The organism is Ensifer sp. YR511 (genome assembly GCF_900103045.1).
Classification (GTDB): domain Bacteria; phylum Pseudomonadota; class Alphaproteobacteria; order Rhizobiales; family Rhizobiaceae; genus Ensifer; species Ensifer adhaerens.
Window position 1 is genome coordinate 58,257 of record NZ_FNGR01000025.1, and the last position, 17,619, is coordinate 75,875.

5 protein-coding genes are annotated in these 17,619 nt (G+C 57.5%); 4 read left to right on the plus strand and 1 reads right to left on the minus strand.

Translation table 11 applies throughout. The features are described 5' to 3' along the window. Positions 1-32 precede the first annotated feature (32 nt). Together BLU15_RS29070 and BLU15_RS29075 are read left to right on the plus strand one after the other, a co-directional pair. Positions 33-1,775, plus strand: a complete 1,743-nt coding sequence (locus tag BLU15_RS29070; RefSeq protein WP_176960382.1) for an endonuclease/exonuclease/phosphatase family protein — start codon at positions 33-35, stop codon at positions 1,773-1,775. Between the two features lie 146 nt (positions 1,776-1,921). Further along, entirely contained in the window at positions 1,922-3,865 is a 1,944-nt protein-coding gene (locus tag BLU15_RS29075) for a S41 family peptidase (protein WP_176960383.1), read from the plus strand. A gap of 227 nt (positions 3,866-4,092) precedes the next feature. On the opposite strand, the gene BLU15_RS29080 is transcribed toward BLU15_RS29075, so the two are convergent. Further along, on the minus strand, positions 4,093-6,450 hold the full coding sequence (locus BLU15_RS29080; protein ID WP_090300174.1) for a hypothetical protein: 2,358 nt from the start codon (positions 6,448-6,450) through the stop codon (positions 4,093-4,095). A gap of 372 nt (positions 6,451-6,822) precedes the next feature. Here BLU15_RS29080 and BLU15_RS29085 point away from each other — a divergent pair, with 372 nt between their 5' ends. Both BLU15_RS29085 and BLU15_RS29090 read left to right on the plus strand, forming a co-directional pair. Further along, complete coding sequence (locus BLU15_RS29085) at positions 6,823-7,560, plus strand: hypothetical protein (protein WP_090300177.1); 738 nt, start codon at positions 6,823-6,825, stop codon at positions 7,558-7,560. 44 nt (positions 7,561-7,604) lie between these two features. Then, positions 7,605-17,606 carry a beta strand repeat-containing protein gene (locus BLU15_RS29090; protein ID WP_143034283.1) on the plus strand — a complete coding sequence of 3,334 codons (10,002 nt, stop codon included), beginning with the start codon at positions 7,605-7,607 and terminating at the stop codon, positions 17,604-17,606. Positions 17,607-17,619 lie beyond the last annotated feature (13 nt).

Consider the following 17,619-nt stretch of genomic DNA (forward strand, 5'->3'; position numbering starts at 1 on the left):
GAGTCGTAGCGGAAAGATCAGGAGGCAGGGGTATGCGTATAGGCGGTTTTCTCGTTGCTTTAGGGGCTTGTTGTGTTGCTTCGTCGGGTTATGCCGCGGAGGTCACGACGATCCCCAAAATTCAGGGGCTTGGTCATGTGTCTCCTTTGGATGGAAAGGTGGTCCGCTTCGAAGGAGTGGTGACCCAAATCCGCGACAAGACATTTTTTGTCCAGGATCCGATTGGTGATGGAAACCACCTGACCTCCGACGGAATTCTGGTTCGTCGTGAGCCGGTCGGCCTTCAGATCGGTGATGTCGTCAGAGTCGAAGGCTCAGTTGAGGAGCAGAGCGGCGGCTTCGGTGAGTTTTCCACGACAACGGTCACTCGCTCCATCTTTACCAAGATCGGCTCCGGCGCCATACCGACCCCGGTAACGATCGGTGCTTCCGGCCGAAAGCCTCCTACTGAAGTGATCGTTTCCGCCACAGGCTCGTTTGATCCCGAGCGTTCCGGCGCCGACTTCTTCGAAACTCTGGAGGGCATGCTCGTCACGATCGCTGAGCCGATTGTCGTGGGACCGCTGGCTAAGAAATCGAATGCTTTTTATGTCGTTGCGGATCGCGGGGCGAATGCGACGGGCATGAACTCGCTTGGCGGCATCACGGCCACTCCGGGCGATGCCAATCCTGAGCGAATTCGCGTCCAGATCGGAAAGCCGTTCGTGCCGGCGAACTTCCTGGTATCGGTAGGAGATCAGTTCTCGCGTCTCGGCGGCGTCGTCATAACTGACGGTGGTTCATATGGGATACAACTGCAATCCCATGCAGAATATGTTCCAAAGGTTTGGCAGTTCCCTCCTGTGGAAACGCAGCCCTCTGCCGATGTCCTCACCATCGCCAGCTACAATGTCGAAAACCTCGATGCCAAGGTTGAAGAGCCTGCCAAGGTTCCATCGACGGATGACGTGGATGACGATGTGGGCGCGAAGAAATTCGCTGCGGTTGCCGACCACATTGTCAAACTTCTCGGTGCACCCGACGTGGTTGCCCTTCAGGAAGTTCAGGATGACGATGGAGGCGAACTCAGCGACGAGGTCGGCGCTGAAAAAACCCTTCGCACCTTGACTGATGCGATCTCGGCTGCGGGTGGTCCAGCCTATCAAGCGGTTTCGCTCAATCCGGTCGATGATGCGGAAGGTGGGCAGCCGGGCGGGAACATCCGTCTAGCCTACCTGGTCAACCCTCAGCGTGCAGTTGTGGACGCAAACTTGGCCAAGCGGATTGGCGATCCGTCCTTCGAGCGCACAAGGCTCCCGCTGGCACTTCCATTGAAGTTCCATGGAACCGAGGTGATGATCATCAACGTTCACTTCTCGTCTAAGTCGGGAAGTGACCCCCTCTACGGAACGATCCAGCCGCCTAAAGATAGCACCGGCCTCATTCGCATCGGCCAGGCGCGCGCTGTTCGCGAGTTCATTCGCTCCCTTCCGGCGGACGGTCGACGATCGGTCGTGATCGTCGGGGATTTCAACACCTTCTGGTATGAGGAGCCACTGCTCCTTCTGACCGGCGGCATGCCGGATCTGAGGAACATGGCTCTCGACAACGAGCCTCTCGATCGCGTGAGCTATACCTTCCAAGGCAATTCGCAATCACTCGACCATGCGCTCGTACTGCTCGGCGAAGGACAATCGGCAGAAATGCGCACGCTGCACGTCAATTCGGTTCTCCCGGAGGAAAAACAGATCAGCGACCATGATCCGAAACTCTTGAGCATTACGTTTAAGCGCTGAGCGCAGCGGCGCAGGCAATGCGAGATACCGCAGAGCGCGGCGAATGGCCAGCTAAGGGCCGAGGACGTTGTGCGCTGGGGAGTGCAGTCAAAACGACGTCGCGGGCAAGAGTGCGGCCATGGATAGCAAATAGGGGGAGTTCAAGAATGTCGAAACGTGAAAAGTCGAAGCGAAATCTTGGTAGCCCGGTCCCCAAGGGCAGGGCCCGTGTGATCGAGTCCCGAATCCACTCGCCGGGCGGAAAGCTGCTTGCCAAGACTTTTGCGTTGCCCGCCGCAGGCCTGGCGGTAGCGCCTATCTATGCCTTTGCGGATCGACAGCGTCTCGTCGACCAACTGACGATTGCCCTTGATAGCTTCTACGTCAACCTCAACCGCAAAAAGGCGATCTACGGCTTCGATCCAGTCCGAGCTCTGGGGCTGCTCCGGCTGCAGCTTGATGCCATGACTGACGCTGAATTCCACGAGAACCTGGTCGAAATACTCGCTCGCGTCAGAGATCGGCACGTCATGTTCTATGGACGAGCACCCTATGGGACCGCAGCCGTGCTGCCCTTTATGATCGAAACCTGCTGGGATGGTGGAGCCGAGATATACGTCGTCACCAAGGTTGATGTGGATGTGAAGTTCAAAGTGCTCCAGCCAGGGGCGCGCGTCACCCACTGGAACGGAATACCGATCGACCGCTATGTTCGCCTAACCGCAAATCTGTTCGACGGTGGAAACGAAGCAGCATCCCTTGCGCGGAGCCTCGCATTTCTCACGCACCGTCCCCTCAAGCAGTTTGGGCCACCACTCGAGGAATGGGTCGATCTCCGTTTTTCGCTTAGTGGTTCTATCTCTGAAGAACGCTTTACGTGGACCGGGTTCGATGCAGCGGCGGCGCCAACTTATCCCGCCCTCGGGCGCAATCTGACCGGCTTTGGTGGCGACCTCCTTCTGATGGACCTTCAGAATGCGCGGCGTGTGCTCACCGCACCTCAAACTTTCGATGCGGCGCCACCTGCCAAACCAGTCCCAGCCGAGTTGGGTGTCCCCGATATCCAGGGAAGCACGGCGCAGGGTGTTATCGACTACGGCACCATTGCGACAAATGCCGGTACTTTTGCCTATCTACGCTTCTGGTCATTTCGCGCGAACGAGGTCGATGACCTGGTCACTGCGCTGGTGCCGATTCTTCCGACGCTTCCGCAGAATGGCCTTATCTTTGATATCCGAGGAAACACCGGCGGGTACATAGCAGCGGGCGAACGGGTGCTCCAGCTTTTCAGTCCACAGCCGATTGTGCCGGCTCGGTTCCAGTTTCGCGTCACCGATCTGACCCGCGCCATGGCAGAAGCCAGCGATGCTTTCGTCAAATGGCGTCCCTCATTCGCAGAGGCATTCAAGACGGGGGAAGCCTATACGCGGGGCATCCCAATTGAGGGCGATGATGCCGATTACAATAAGGTCGGGCGCAAATACAGCGGTCCAGTGGTTCTGATCAGCGACGCTCTGGCTTTCAGCACAGCAGACATGTTCGCGGCCGGTTTCATCGACAACGAAATCGGGAAGGTTATCTGCACAGACAGCAACATGGCCGCGGCTGGAGGCAATAACTGGGGCTGGGATGTCGTGCGCATTCTAAATCCCGATTTTCGTCTTGATGGGGATCTGAAAGCCGACCTTGAAGGCGGAAAACTCTCGGCACAAATCGTCGATGCTTTTAATGCCGCTGGGGTCTCCCTGTCGAAGAAGGCGGCTCTGTCGCCCGCCCAGGTCGATGGCAGTGATACCGCATGGACAATTCACGACGGCGTGCTTTCTCATGTCGTTCGTTATCAGCCATGGATGGGCGCGGAGCTCGCCGTCTATTTGGCGCGAAGCCCTGCTGGCCTTACCGATCTTCCAAACGGAATCTACGTAAGCCTGACGATGCGCCGCGCGTTGCGGGTGAAGGCAAATGAGGGACGTGTACTGGAAGATACAGGGATCGTCCCCGATGTCTCGTATCGAATGACATTCCGCGATGTGATCGAGCAGAATCAAGATTTGTTCGAGCGTGCTGGTGTCGAACTGGGCGGACAGTCGATGCAATCAGCCGCCGAGTAATGACTCGTTGGCAACTCACTCGTCACTGTAGCCTCAACATGGATGCTGGACCCAAGGGCAATGAGCCTTGGTGGGAGATTCTTCAAGCATACGAGATGCTTGGTCGTTTGGTGACTAGGTCAGTGGTTCGGATCCCTTCAAGGCGTCGCCATTAGCGCCGGATAGATGCTGAAGTGGCCTTCGCATCTATCCGGGGTTGTTCGGCGTCCGTAGTCTGTCTTGGCCGGCTATGCGGCCTCCCAGACCTGGTTGAGTATCTTTGCGGCAAGCGCCGCTTTGTCCTGTGGCAGAAAACGACCGTAGTGCTGCTGCACAACATCTGGCGTGTCCTGAATGGCGTAACTCGCCTGCTCGTAGGATCCAGTCTGCTTCAGGATATGTGTCGCGAGCACGTCTCGAAGATTATGAGGACCGTGCGGTAGCAAACCCTTGATGGCGCCCCGGCCAGTGTAGGGATTGTAGATTCCATATCGTTGGATCACGGTTCGCCACGCTTCGTAAAATGTAGTCGAATCGTATGCCGCGTCCAGGCTGGTCGTCTTCACCGTTTTGACGAAGAGCGTTTTCGGGTCCTTTGCCGAACCGAGCAACACACCGCGATGGCGATCAATATAGGCGTTGAGATATTTGTAGAGATCAAGCAGGTCCGGAAGGACGAGCCGGAACGGCTTCTGCCCGAAGAATGATGATCCGGAGTTCTTGAAGGCGACCGACGGGATGAGCACCTCCCATCCACCGTCTCGGTCGCTCCAGCGCAGTTCTCCACACTTCATGTCTTCCAGTCGTCGTTCGGACGTTGGAAATTGGCCGCGCGGGCAGACACGAAGCTGGCGAAGATTCTTTTGTCGGAGGCCCAGGTGGAGGCCCAGTCGAAGCATGAGGAAGGACCGGACCGACTCTGCAGCCGCTCGCGGGTACCGGTTTTCGTCTGGCATACGTTTCAAAATCTCGTCTGTGATCTTGCGATATTCCGCCAGTGGGCTGTCCGCTTCCAGAATGCACATGATCGGTTCAAAGGGATCGCGATGCACACGCATCACACGTTGAACCTCCTTGGAACGGTTGGCGGCGTGCCGATGAAACGCGTCGCAGGCACCATGCCAGTCACGAGAAGCGAACTCGATCTCCTCGGGCGCGATCAGTCCTTCGATGGGTCTGACATACTTGATGAGCTCGGGATGCTGACGGATCCAACCGACTTCCGCGCGCGTGAGAGCTTGCGCGACCATCAACATGTCCTCCTCCCACTTGGTGTAGAAACCGCGGCGTTGCTCCCGCCACTGCAGATACCAATCCCAGACGCCGGGGAAAATCAGCAGTCCAAAGGTCATTTGGCTGAGCGGGACGCCGCGGCCCTTTACAATACAGGCAGGGGAGGCAGCGAGAGCGCCGAACATCAGGCCGAGATGTTCAATCTTTTGCGACGCGGTTTCCTCGCCCCATACGCCGTTCCGCTGAAAGCCAATCGCCGTCAGCGTCGATGTTTTGAACCGGATCAAATCGGCCATTTCCATTGCTAGCCGCGGCGGCGCATCGACGACGCCGGACAGGAGATCAGGGTCTTCAAATGTTTCCGTAGCATTGGTGTTAGCGCTCGCTGCCGAGGTGAACGCTCGCGGCGACAGCGATCCTCCACCGTATGTGACGCCCGGAAACCGGATGGCGTAACGTTGTTTGGTCGCCGCAGCCTGGTAACGTCGGTAGTCCGTTGAACCCGAGATGATGACTCGGCGCACCCAGTCGACAATCTCCTCCCGCTTGGTAAACGGCAGGCTGCCGAAATCGTCGGGAAGATGCAACGCAATCCGTCGCCGTTCCGCGGGGCTGATATCGCCAAGGTCGTGACCATGGAGAGAGCGGGACTGATGAGGCAGCTTCGCCTTGAAGTATCCAACCGACAGTCGGTATCGCTGCTCGATGCGCGAAAGGATCCCGAAGCTCGCGACGGATCGAGGCACGCGCTCGCCCTGGATCCAGGACAGCAGCGTCTTGTCGTCGAACGTCTCACCCAGCCGAATAACGGCGCGATAGAGTTGCCAGTATGTGTCGCCGAACCTGCGCATATGATAAATGAGCGCTTCCTGAAAACTCGCGGGGTCTTCACTCGCTTCGAACAGAGGATCCGGAGACGGCTGCAGCGGTTTCGGTTGGGGGCCCCTTGGCGTAGAAGCAGAGTGGAAATGAGTATCGTGGGCGCCAACCCGTTGTGGTTTTCGGGTGGAGGGCGCAGTGGTTGTCGAGCGACGCTGATCGCGCTCGCTTGATTTGGTGGTCTGCTTCTTTGGCCGAATGTCTTCCACTACTGCTGGCTCCCCGAGCCAACGGATGATCGCGTCAATTCCCGGACGAAGTTGCTTCTTCAGATCCGCAGTCAATTCGTCGGCGATCCCGCAGGCGTCGGCGGTCGCGGTCCAGTCGATGCGACCATTCAGCAGTGGCGGCGACTTGCGATAAATGATGAGGCTGGTGAGGTAGGGCCTGAGATTCTCCAGCGCCCGCTTCGGTGCGATGGGCGCGATGCGCACATCGCAGAATTCGGAGATTTTTCGCTGAAAATGACGTGATGAAAGGTCTGGTTTTGGCATACTCGCATTCCGTTGCTTTCGGCACCAATGCCGGGGGCGAGCGGGATACGAGTGGATTTTTAACAACCTATGTAGTGAGTGACGGTGGATACACCTTGGCTGCCATTTATCCACGACTACTCGGGTTCACATGATGTTCCCTGTATGTGCTCGAAAGATCGCATGATGTATCGACGGGAGGCTATGCCGTTCTTTGCTTTGCCCCCCTGATCGCAACACGTCAGAAATGAGTTGAGGTGCAACAGAATCTCTTGCCGCAGTTGCGTGTAACTGCTAGCTCCACAACTGTAGAAGATAGATGAGCAGTTGCCGTTCGGCAATCGATTTTCGGGACATGTGAGTTTGGGTAAATCTTGGGAAAGATGCAGGCGAATGTTCGCTTGGCGTGACGTCGGTCCGAGCTTGCCGATCGCAGTACTGCTGCTGTGCGCCGGCACTGCCGCGGCACAAGACTATCCTTGCAAGCCGGAACCCCAGGACAATCTCGGCGCCTACTATCGCAAACTGACAATCGATCCGGACTACCTTGTTAAATTCCAGATGGGGCAGCGGCAGTTCGCTGTCCCTTATGCTTATGGAACCGGGAGGCAAACACCGGAACGCATCAATTGTGCGCCTGTCCGGAACCGTTTCGAATTCGCTTTCTGGATGCCAGATCTGCGAGCACCGAAAGAAGACTCTTGGAGCAAGCCCGACTGGCGGCCGCAGGAGCCCGGTCGCTCGCGGCCTAGTGACGACGAGTACCTTGTGAAGGCGCCATTCGTCGAGGAAGTCACATCGGCCACCGTGCCACCACCGAGGATATTGGAAAATCTCATAGGGATTGCCCATGGCGAGTATAGACTCTCCTTCGCGTATGACGGGCTAATCCGGCTCAGTTATTCAGACGATTCCGAGGCCACTTACTTCAACCTCGAAGAGGGACACGAGGAAGTGATGATTAGATGTCACGCCACGACCCTTGCTGAGCCAGCTTGTAAATACAAACTGATGTTTCGTGACCTATCGCTCGTCGTTGAAGGGTCGATGCCAGACAAAAATGGCCTCTCGCAATGGCGTTCCGTCAAGGCAGGCATCCGAACGCTTCTTGAGCGCTGGCTAGTGAAGTAGCACGCCTCCGCTATCCGCAACCAACCTACCAAGGGAAAACTTGCATGGCCGCTGAATTCAGCCTTACGCAAGAGCAGAGAGACCAGCTCAACAAACTGACTGATCGCGGCACACGGAACTTTGCAGATGGTTATGACTATCTTCGTTCGCTGATTGAAGCGGATCCCGACGCAGACAATTACCAAGAGCAACATTTTTGGCTCGGGAAAGCTGCGGAGATCAACCGCAATGATCTGACGAGCGAGGCCAACGTCTTTATCCGGGCTATAACGCGCGCGGGCCTTCTGTGGGACCAGAAGGCCGCCGGCCCTGCCAAAATTCAGGAAACGTCAGACCTAATCGGAAGAACCGTTCTCAAAGATGTCATTGACAATGGCAAATTGCCCTTGGTTGATCGGATCATTGCGCAGGACGCATTGGCCGCGATCAGGGATGGCGGGCAGACGATGGCGGGATGGGGCGGAGCGTTCAATTACTGGGACATTCAGCTGTCATCGAACCCAGGGGACACGGTCGGAAATCGCATCATGGCGGATCCAGCTGAATACGAGAAGTTTCTGGCGGTGGCGGCGCTGGCAACCGTCGATGTCATGCAGAAATTCGGTATGAGTTTACAGCAGGCGGAGGTCGCGCTGCGGGCCCAGCTTCCGAACAAGGCGTTGAGCGACGTGTTAGGCCGGGTGGACGAGGCTCTGACGAAGGGTTTTGGTTTTGCTGGCGATCCTAGTCTAATCGACGGTTATAGCCCAGTGTTTAACGATGCCGAGCAACTTGTCGGCTGGCGAGGGCGCAACAGCGCTGGACTATTCGACTTGACCGACTCGGCCAAGATACATGAGCTCAACCAACGCTTACAAACTCGTCTCGACAAGATGTCGGACCCCTCATGGGAGTTGTCAGCAACTGACGGAAATCTTGGCCTTGACGGCAGTCTCTCCCATGCCGATTTGGGTGCGAGAAGCAGCCCCATCGGCAACCTTGCGGACTCGTGGTTAGGTTCTACCGCAGCAGGGCTCTCGGCACTATTTGACGCTACGGTAAAAGGCCTGGCCGAGCGAAATCAAGGCGCCGAACTGCCAGGGGAGCCACTGTCCGGCAGGCCACGGCAAAACCAATCAATCGACATGCCCGGTAGTATGGACCTGACGCCAATCAACGCGACAGAGCGACTGACGTGGCCCGGCTTTTCTCGAAATCCCGCGCTCGACAATCAGCCAGCGACTTACTCAGGTTTTGGGAACCACGGGTCGTCCCCGGCACCTTCGCTGCCAAATGTGTCCACGCCTGAAGAAATCGGGAGCCTTCCTGGAATCAGTTCGCCCATGGATTCCATTCCTGGAGTCTCGGCCCCGTCGGCCTGGACCGATGCAAGCTATCCTGCGCATATAGCGCCAGTTTCGCCGTTTTCAGGCGTGGTTTCTCCAAGCACCATTGAACGGATAGCCACGCCACTTTCGGTAGCGCCATCCGACATCAGCCCCGTAAATCCGCCCGAAATGCCGCAGCCCCGACCCGGGGGAGTGCGGCCGGATAATACAACGGGGAGCCCCCTGACCGGCGGAAGCGGCGGATTAGGCGGTGGTGGCTCGCGCGGAGAGGACCGCAACGATCGTGCGAGTAACGGCTATGGCGCGGGAAACTATGACCGAGGCTCTTCGGGTGAAAGTAACTCGCGCGGCAGCGGAAATGCGGGGGGATCATCCAGCGGCGGAAGCTCATCGGCAGGTAGTGGACGTTCGCCTTCGGGTGGATATGCCCGAACCCCTTCGGAAGGTCCGACGCCCAGCGCCAGACCCGACCGCGGAAACAGCCCTGGCGACACCGCCAAGGGCAACGGTTTTGGCGGCGGCGGCTCTTACCGCGGGAACGGACCGGGCCGCAGCCCGACAGGGAGAAGCGGCGCGAAGGGCGGGGAAAGGGCCCCACGTGGCCAGAATAATAGCACCAGCAGTAGGGACCTCACGTCGCCGGTACTACTCGACCTGACAGGCAACGGTCTCGACATCAATGCACTGACCTCATCCTCGAGATTCATCGAGACCAGTGGCGACGGTTATGCGCGGCGCTCGGCCTGGGCTGCGGAGGGCAACGGCGTACTGGTCCTTGATCTTGGAAATGACGGTAAGATCACGGACGAAAAGGAATTTGCGTTCGCCGAGTGGGATCCCGGCGCGAGCGGAGACTTAGCTGCCCTAAAAAGTGCGTTCGACACCAATGGAAATGGCAAGCTCGATGCTGGCGATGCGCGTTGGGGCGAGTTCAAGGTGATGGTGGGCGACAATTTGGCGTCGCTTGCTTCGCTTGGCATCGAGTCGATTGATTTGACGCCGACAGGCGCAGGCCGAGTATTCAGCGACGGGTCGGAAATCACTGGCACGACCACCTTCACTCGGACTGACTGCTCTAAAGGTGCGGTCGGAGACGCGGTGCTCGCGATGGAGACGACCGGTTACGTGATAAAACGTGCCACCACGTCGAATGAAGATGGGTCAACGACGACGGAGATCTTTGCGTATAGCAAGGCAGGCACGTTGGCGTTTCGCGAACTGGTGACGGTCAGTCACGACAAGACAACGACAACCACTCGCTTTGATGACGACGGCAATGGGACCTATGATAGACTGCAGACCGTGGTCCTGTCGATTGGAGCGGATGGATCGAGAACTAGGGTCGTGTCGAACTTCGCGGTCGACGGGGCGCTGACCGATCGTACGACGACGACCACGAGTGCAAACAAATCGAACCTGACGACGTTGGTGGATGCGAACGGCGACGGGATTGTCGACGAACGCCAGATGTTCGCCTTCAATGCAGGCGGTTCGACCTCAACTACGATTGAAGCATTGAGCGCCAGCGGCGCGATCCTGAAACGCGTCGTCATCGAGTCCACTGCGGATGGCTTGACCAAGACAACCAGGACGGATCGGACCGGCCGCGGCGTGTTTGATGTCGTTCGGATGGAAATGACCACGGTTGGCGCCGATGGCAGCCGCACGAAAACGATCACCGAGACGAGCGCCAACGGGGCGCTGTTGTCGAAGATCGTGCAGTCGATCTCTGCCAACGGTAAGGTTCAGAGCATCGATCTCGACAATGGCGGTTCTGGCCGGTTCGATGAACGGCGCTCAGTGACCACCGAGGTTGCTGCAGACGGTGCTGTTTCGACGACCAGCACCGTTAGTAACGCCGATGGTTCACTACGGGAAAAGACGGTCGCAATCACGGGTGCGAACGGTCGCGAAACAAATTTGTCCTCGGACCTGACAGGCGATGGCCTGTTTGATGAGTTTACCTCAACCAAGACCACCATCGGCGGCGATGGGACCTGGACCGAGACGACGGAGCGGCGAAGCGGCGATGGTAGCTTGCTCGCCCGGCGCGTCAGCACCAATAATGCATACCGTTCAACTACGACGATTGAAGACGACAAGAATGGCGACGGCTACACCGATGAGGTCGCAACCATTGTTGCCGGCCCCGATCGTTCGACGACAACCACCATCAAGACGCTCAACCGCGACGGGACAGCAATCGCAACGACCGCAGGCACGGTTTCGGTAGACGGTCTGACACAGACTGTAAAACGCGATCTCGACGGCGACGGCGTTTTTGATGAGGTGACGACCGATACCACGGTTACCAACGCCGACGGCAGCCGCACACAGACCATTGCCAGGACCAGCGCCTCCGCGGCCTTGCTCGGCAAGGTAATCAAGTCTGTCTCGGCCAACAGTCTGACCAGAATCACAGAAACCGACATCGACGTCAACGGCTCGATCGACCTTACAGTGACCGACGTTTCTGCGCTTGGCGCGGATGGCCGTCGAGTACAGACCGTGTCCGCCCGTTCGAGCAACGGCACATTACTAAGTTCGTCAGAAACGACCATCAGCGCCGACCGCAAGATGCTGGAGGTGTTGGAGGACACTGATGGTGACGGCAAGAGGGACCGCCACAGGACTGCCGTTGTGGGAGCGGATGGCAGCCGAACGGAAACAGTCGTTTCGTTCGCTGCCGACGGTTCCAAGATCCAGCGTAGGATGACGACAGTCAGTGCAGATGGTCTAACCACGACGGTCGAAATCGATGCCGACGGCAATGGTGCCGTCGATACGCGAACCACAGACGCAACGGTCATCAATGCGGACGGTAGTCGCACCCGCACGCTCACTGCGCGCTCATCGGACAACACCCTGCTCTCGACGTCTACGGTCAAGGCGAGCAGCAATGGCTTGACGAGTGAAACGAGATTGGACCGAAATGGCGACGGCACGACCGACCACTACGGAACAGACTACACGTTTCTCAATCAGGACGGATCACGCACGCGGATCGTCTCTGTTCCCGGCGAAAGCGCCAGCAAGACGATAGTTAGCGCCAATGGTCTCACCAAGTTCATTGAGGTCGACGCCAACAGTGATGGCCACTTCGAGCGGACGAGCAGGGAAAACACGGAGCTGCATGCCGATGGTTCGGTGTCAACAACCGACTACGTCACCAGCGCTACAGGTAAGCTGCTGGCAAAGACGACATCCACGACATCCGCCAACCGCAATTCCACGACGAAGTTGACGGACCGCGATGGCGACGGGATCAACGATTTCGGTGAGTCCGCATCAATTGATGCGACGGGGGTGACAACCACGACTGCTTCTACGTACGCGTTGACTGGCGGTCAGGCGGTACTGAATTCCCGCACCGTGACGATGGTCTCGGCCAACGGCTTGATATCGCGCCAGACGCTGGACATCGACGGCAACGGAACTATCGACAAGACGACCGAGACTGCCAAAACGCTACGCGCCGATGGTTCTGTTTCGGAGACCTTCGCCGAACTGAACGGAGCAGGATCCCGCACGGCACACGTCATCAAGGACGTCAGTGCCAATGGTCTCGCCAAAACCACGCGTTGGATGGCCGATGGCGTCAATCTGAGCCGCAAGGCGACGGAAACGCGCTTGCTGAATGCTGATGGCAGCATTCTTGATACAGTCTCCACGTCCAAGGGCAACGGCACGCTCGAAAGCAAGGTGACGGTGTCTGTGAGCGCGGACAAACGAACGGCAACGACGTCGAGCGACATCGACGGCGATGGCATCGTCGACCAGACCGTTCAATCGACCATACTTTTGAACGGCTTATCGGTAACGACCTCAAAAGATCTTGCCGCCGATGGGATCCAGACCAGCGCCGCAAGGACGGTCACGAAGAGCGCCGACGGCCTTGTGACCACCACGACCTACGACGGCAATGGTGACGGCACAGTCGATAGCAAGTTCGAGATGGTCAAGACCTTGCAAGCCAATGGCACCCAGTCAGAAACGGTAACCCGCTTCGGAGCCAATGGCACTGCTGCCGAGCGTGCTGTTATCGATACGTCGGCAGGCGATTTCTCGATTTCACGGAGATGGGATCTCAACGCCGACGGTACGTTTGAGCGATCCGAAACCGACGTCACAACGCTTAGTTTCGATGGCGCAAAAACTCGGACGGTCAGCACGTTGCTCGGATCAACGCTTCAGAAGCTTTACCAAGAGTGGTCGAATGCCAACCGACTGAGCAAAACCCGCCAGTGGGACCTGGACGGTAACGGCACTTATGAACAAGCTGCAACCGACAGGGTCTTTCTCAATCTGGACGGCACGTCATTAAGGATGATCGAGAGCCGGCGCGATGGCGTACTGTTCTCCTCGCACTACACGACGACGAGCGCCGACGGACGAACGGTCTCTATCAACGACACTCGCGAAGGCTTCGGCCTTCGCATGATCACATCGACGGTCAATGCACTTGCCGATGATACGACTATTGAAACCCGGAGCGTCCGCGATGCTTCTAACCGCCTGACGGAACGGCAAACAACCACAACGTTCGGCAACGGTCGCGATATGAAGATTGAGCGCGACGCCGATGGCGATGGTGACATCGACCAGGTCGAAACTCGGTCGAAAGCTGTCGATGGTGCGAGCAAGACGGTTATCACCGACTTTAACGCTGGCGGCAGCAAGGCTGGCGTCACCATCATCTCGGTGGCTGCCGACGGCCGCACGACGACCACGGAATGGGATCAGGACGGCAACAGTAGCGTCGATCGCCGCCGCGTGTTGACGGAGAGCTTCAACGCCGATGGCAGCTACGAAGGCATTGCGGTTGACACCAAAGTCGCCGGCAATACGGTTGCCGCCCGCACCAACACCAACTCAAGTGCTGATGGGCGAACCCGTTCCATCACCCGCGATCTCAATGGCGATGGGGCTATCGATGTCAACGAAGTCTCCATCTCTGACGTCAGTGGTACTACAATCGTGACGACAACCAACAATGCGGAAGCGCGGAGCACCAAATACCTACGGGAGGGCGATGTTTATTGGTCGGAGGCAATCGCGGCAAAAACTGAACTGACGCTTGCACGCGACGGCCTCTTCCGAACGATGCGATCCGATTACGATGGTGACGGCACGTTCGAGCATGTAGCGACTTCACAAACGCAGATTGACGGATCGATTGTAACCAGGATTGAGGAGCGCAATGCCGGCGGCACTGTCATTGCGAAAGGTATCTCGACGGTAACCGCCGATGGCATGATTACAACTTTGAAAAAGGATGCCAACAATGACGGCAAGGATGACCGGTTTGAAACCAGTGTTCTGCGCATCGACGGTTCCCTCACCAACACGAGCATCGAGAATAATGCCGACGGCACGGTGAAGCAGACGACGCGCACTGAGATCAATGCACTTGGAGTCCCGACGCTCGTTCTTGCCACCGATGCTCAGTCGCGCAAAATCTTAGAGCACATCTTCAGGCCCGATGGATCCTCGACAAGAACTGCGTTCGCTGGTGCGAGCGGCAACATCCTCTGGAAAGGGGAGTTCGGGACGAACGGCGTTCAAACCGGCGGTGTGCTTTTTGATCCGTTGAACCAGAACACCTGGTCACGCGTCGAACAATTCTTCGATGCGGCTGGCGCAAAGACTTTAGAGAAGCAGTTTAACGACAATGGGACGACACAGGAGCATCGCTTCAATCCAGCGACGGGCAAACTCTCGGACGTGCAGACCTTTGCTGCCAATGGGGCACTAACGTCGAAGACGCTCTTTGACGCTCAGGGCAAGGCGACTAGCTCAGTTCTTTACGATCCGCTCAATCAGCAAAGCTGGTCGCGGGCGGAGCAGACCTTCGATACAGCGGGCGTGAAGACGCTTGAAAAGCAGTTCAATGACGACGGCACACGTACGGAGTTCTTCTACTGGTCACCAAGCGGCGCCGTCTCTGAGTCCCACAACTTCAGTGTGAATGGCAGCCTGTTGTCGAAGACTTTCTTCGATGCGGCTGGCAAGCGAACAAGTGCGATCGCTTACGATCCCCTCAACCAGAACGGCTGGTCACACATCGAACAGACGTATGATGCTTCGGACGTTAAGACCCTCGAAAAGCAGTTCAACGACAACGGCACGCGCGTCGATGTGTTTTATCGGTCCCCAGGGGGCAAACCATACGAGTCCCAGAACTTTGGCGCCGATGGCCATCTCGATTCGAAGACCGTCTATGACACCACCGGTGTCAGAACCAGTGCGGTCGTCTATGATCCTCGCAACCAGGCAAGTTGGTCACGCGTTGAACAAACATTCGATGCGGCTCAAGTAAAGACAGTCGAGAAGCAGTTCGGGGATGATGGCACTCGCGCCGAATTCTTCTACCGGTCGCCAAGCGGTGTTGTCTACGAGGTCCAAAACTACGCTACCAACGGCAGCCTGCTCTCGAAGAGTTTTTACGATACGTCCGGCAAGAAGACGAGCGCGGTCGTCTACGATCCTTCCAATCAGAATGCTTGGTCGCGTGTCGAGCAGACATTTGATACGGCGGGTGTGAAAACCCTGGAGAAGCAGTTTCAGGACAACGGGACGCGAACCGACCTCTACTACCGCTCCCCTGGCGGTCAGCTCTATGAGGCGCAAGTATTCTCTGTGACAGGAGTTTTGACGAGCAAGACCGAATATGATGCGCTCGCCCATCAGGTTTGGAGCCGACGGGAGCATCTGATCGATGCGCAGGGGCGTATCACCCAATCGGTCACGTTCAACGACGATGGCTCAAGGAGAGTCGAGAGCTTTGATGCGGCCAACGCACAAAGCTGGTCCACTAGTAGGTCATACCATAACGCCGTTGGGCAGCTCTATTACGTCGATCAGGCCAACGACAACGGCACGTTCAACACCATCACTTATGATGTCGCCAATACTCAAGGCTGGTCACGTTATGAGCAATACAAGGACAATATGGGCCGTGTTCTGGTTCAATCGAACTTCAATGACAATGGCACGCGTTCAACTTATTCCTACGATCCGACGAATGCCCAGACATGGTCGTTGCACCAGCAAAATTACAACGCGGCGGGCCAACTCCATACTGTTGATCAGACAAATGACGATGGAACTCACAATACCATCCAATATGACGTCGATAACAATCAGGGGTGGTCGCGCTACGAACAATACATCGACAACAGCGGCCGCCTCGTAAACCAGGCCAACTACAACGATGACGGGACGAGACATGTTTATAGCTTCGATCCGGCGAATACGCAGAGCTGGATGAAGATCACGCAGGTCTACAATGCGGTTGGCGCACTCGCGTGGCAAGCCAACGAATTCGACAATGGAACAACCGAAACAACGACGTTCAACGTCTACAACAATCAACCCTGGTCGAAGTTCGTCGAAGTCAAGAATGCTGCGGGTACGGTGACCACAACGGCCGCTTATCAAAGCGACAACTCCCGTTTCGTCAAATTCTGGGACGCGAGCAACAGTCAGCCCTGGTCGTATCTCGAGCAGTACGTCAACGCCGCCGGGCAGGTGACGGCGCAATTCCAGCGGCGCGACGATGGAGTGGTTGAAGAGAGCCGCTACGATGGACAGCCGACGGCGCGGCAGCTCGCCACATTCGACGCGGAATACTATATGGCCGCAAACCCGGATGTCGCCGCCGGCTGGAATGCGCCGGCGATCGACCATTTCAGCCAGTTTGGCTGGAAGGAAGGGCGACGGCCGAATGCATGGTTCGATTCGTCTTTCTATCTTCAGCAGTATGCCGACATCAGAAATGGCGGTCTCAATCCGTTCGAACACTGGCGCGGCTGGGGCTATGCCGAGGGACGCAAGCCCTATGCCGGCTATACCGGCTTTGAAGCACGCGCTACTGGCGATCTGGCTGGCATCCAGGAGCCGTTGTTTACAACCCTGCAATGGAACCGCATTGGTGCGATGCGAACCTATGCAAAGGATACATACCGGCGCATAACCTCCGACAACGATCATTCGCGACCGAGATATGGTCCGGGAGTAATGAACACTCTCCAAGGCGTCGCCTATACCTACGATGATCGGAGAGTGCTGTCGCTATACCCCTCGTATGTGCAGAACCGCTTTGGCGTATCGAGCAACAAACCGGTCATGCTCGACCTGGACGGCGACGATCACATCGATCTTCGCATTTTCTCTCCTGCTGTGTTCGAGGCGGGCAATGGCCCGCGGTTCGACTGGGACGGAGACGGCATCGCTGACGGCAGTGCCTGGGCCGGTCCTGCAGACGGCTGGCTGGCGATCGACGTCGCGGCCGATGGCAGTGCAGGTCCGGATGGCCTGATCAACCAGGCGAAGGAGCTGGCGTTCACCATGTGGAAGACGCCCGAGGAACTCGCGGGCGAGCAAGCCGATATCACCGATCTGGAAGCGTTGCGGCTGGTGTTCGACACCAACCACAACAACCAGCTCGATGCCGGCGACGCACGGTGGAACGAATTCCGGGTGTGGCGGGATGCCAACCAGAATGGCGTTACCGATGCAGGAGAACTGCGCACGCTTGAGCAGGCCGATATCCGCCTGATCGAACTGGTGCCGTCGTCCGCCGGTGCACGACAGCTTGCAGATGGATCCGCGATTACCGGCACCAGCAGCTACCTGAAGGGTGATGGGTCTCGCGCGCTCGTGGGCGATGCCACCATCACCTTCCGACCCGGTCAGCCAACGACAGCCGTCGCATAGGCCAAGCTCTGTC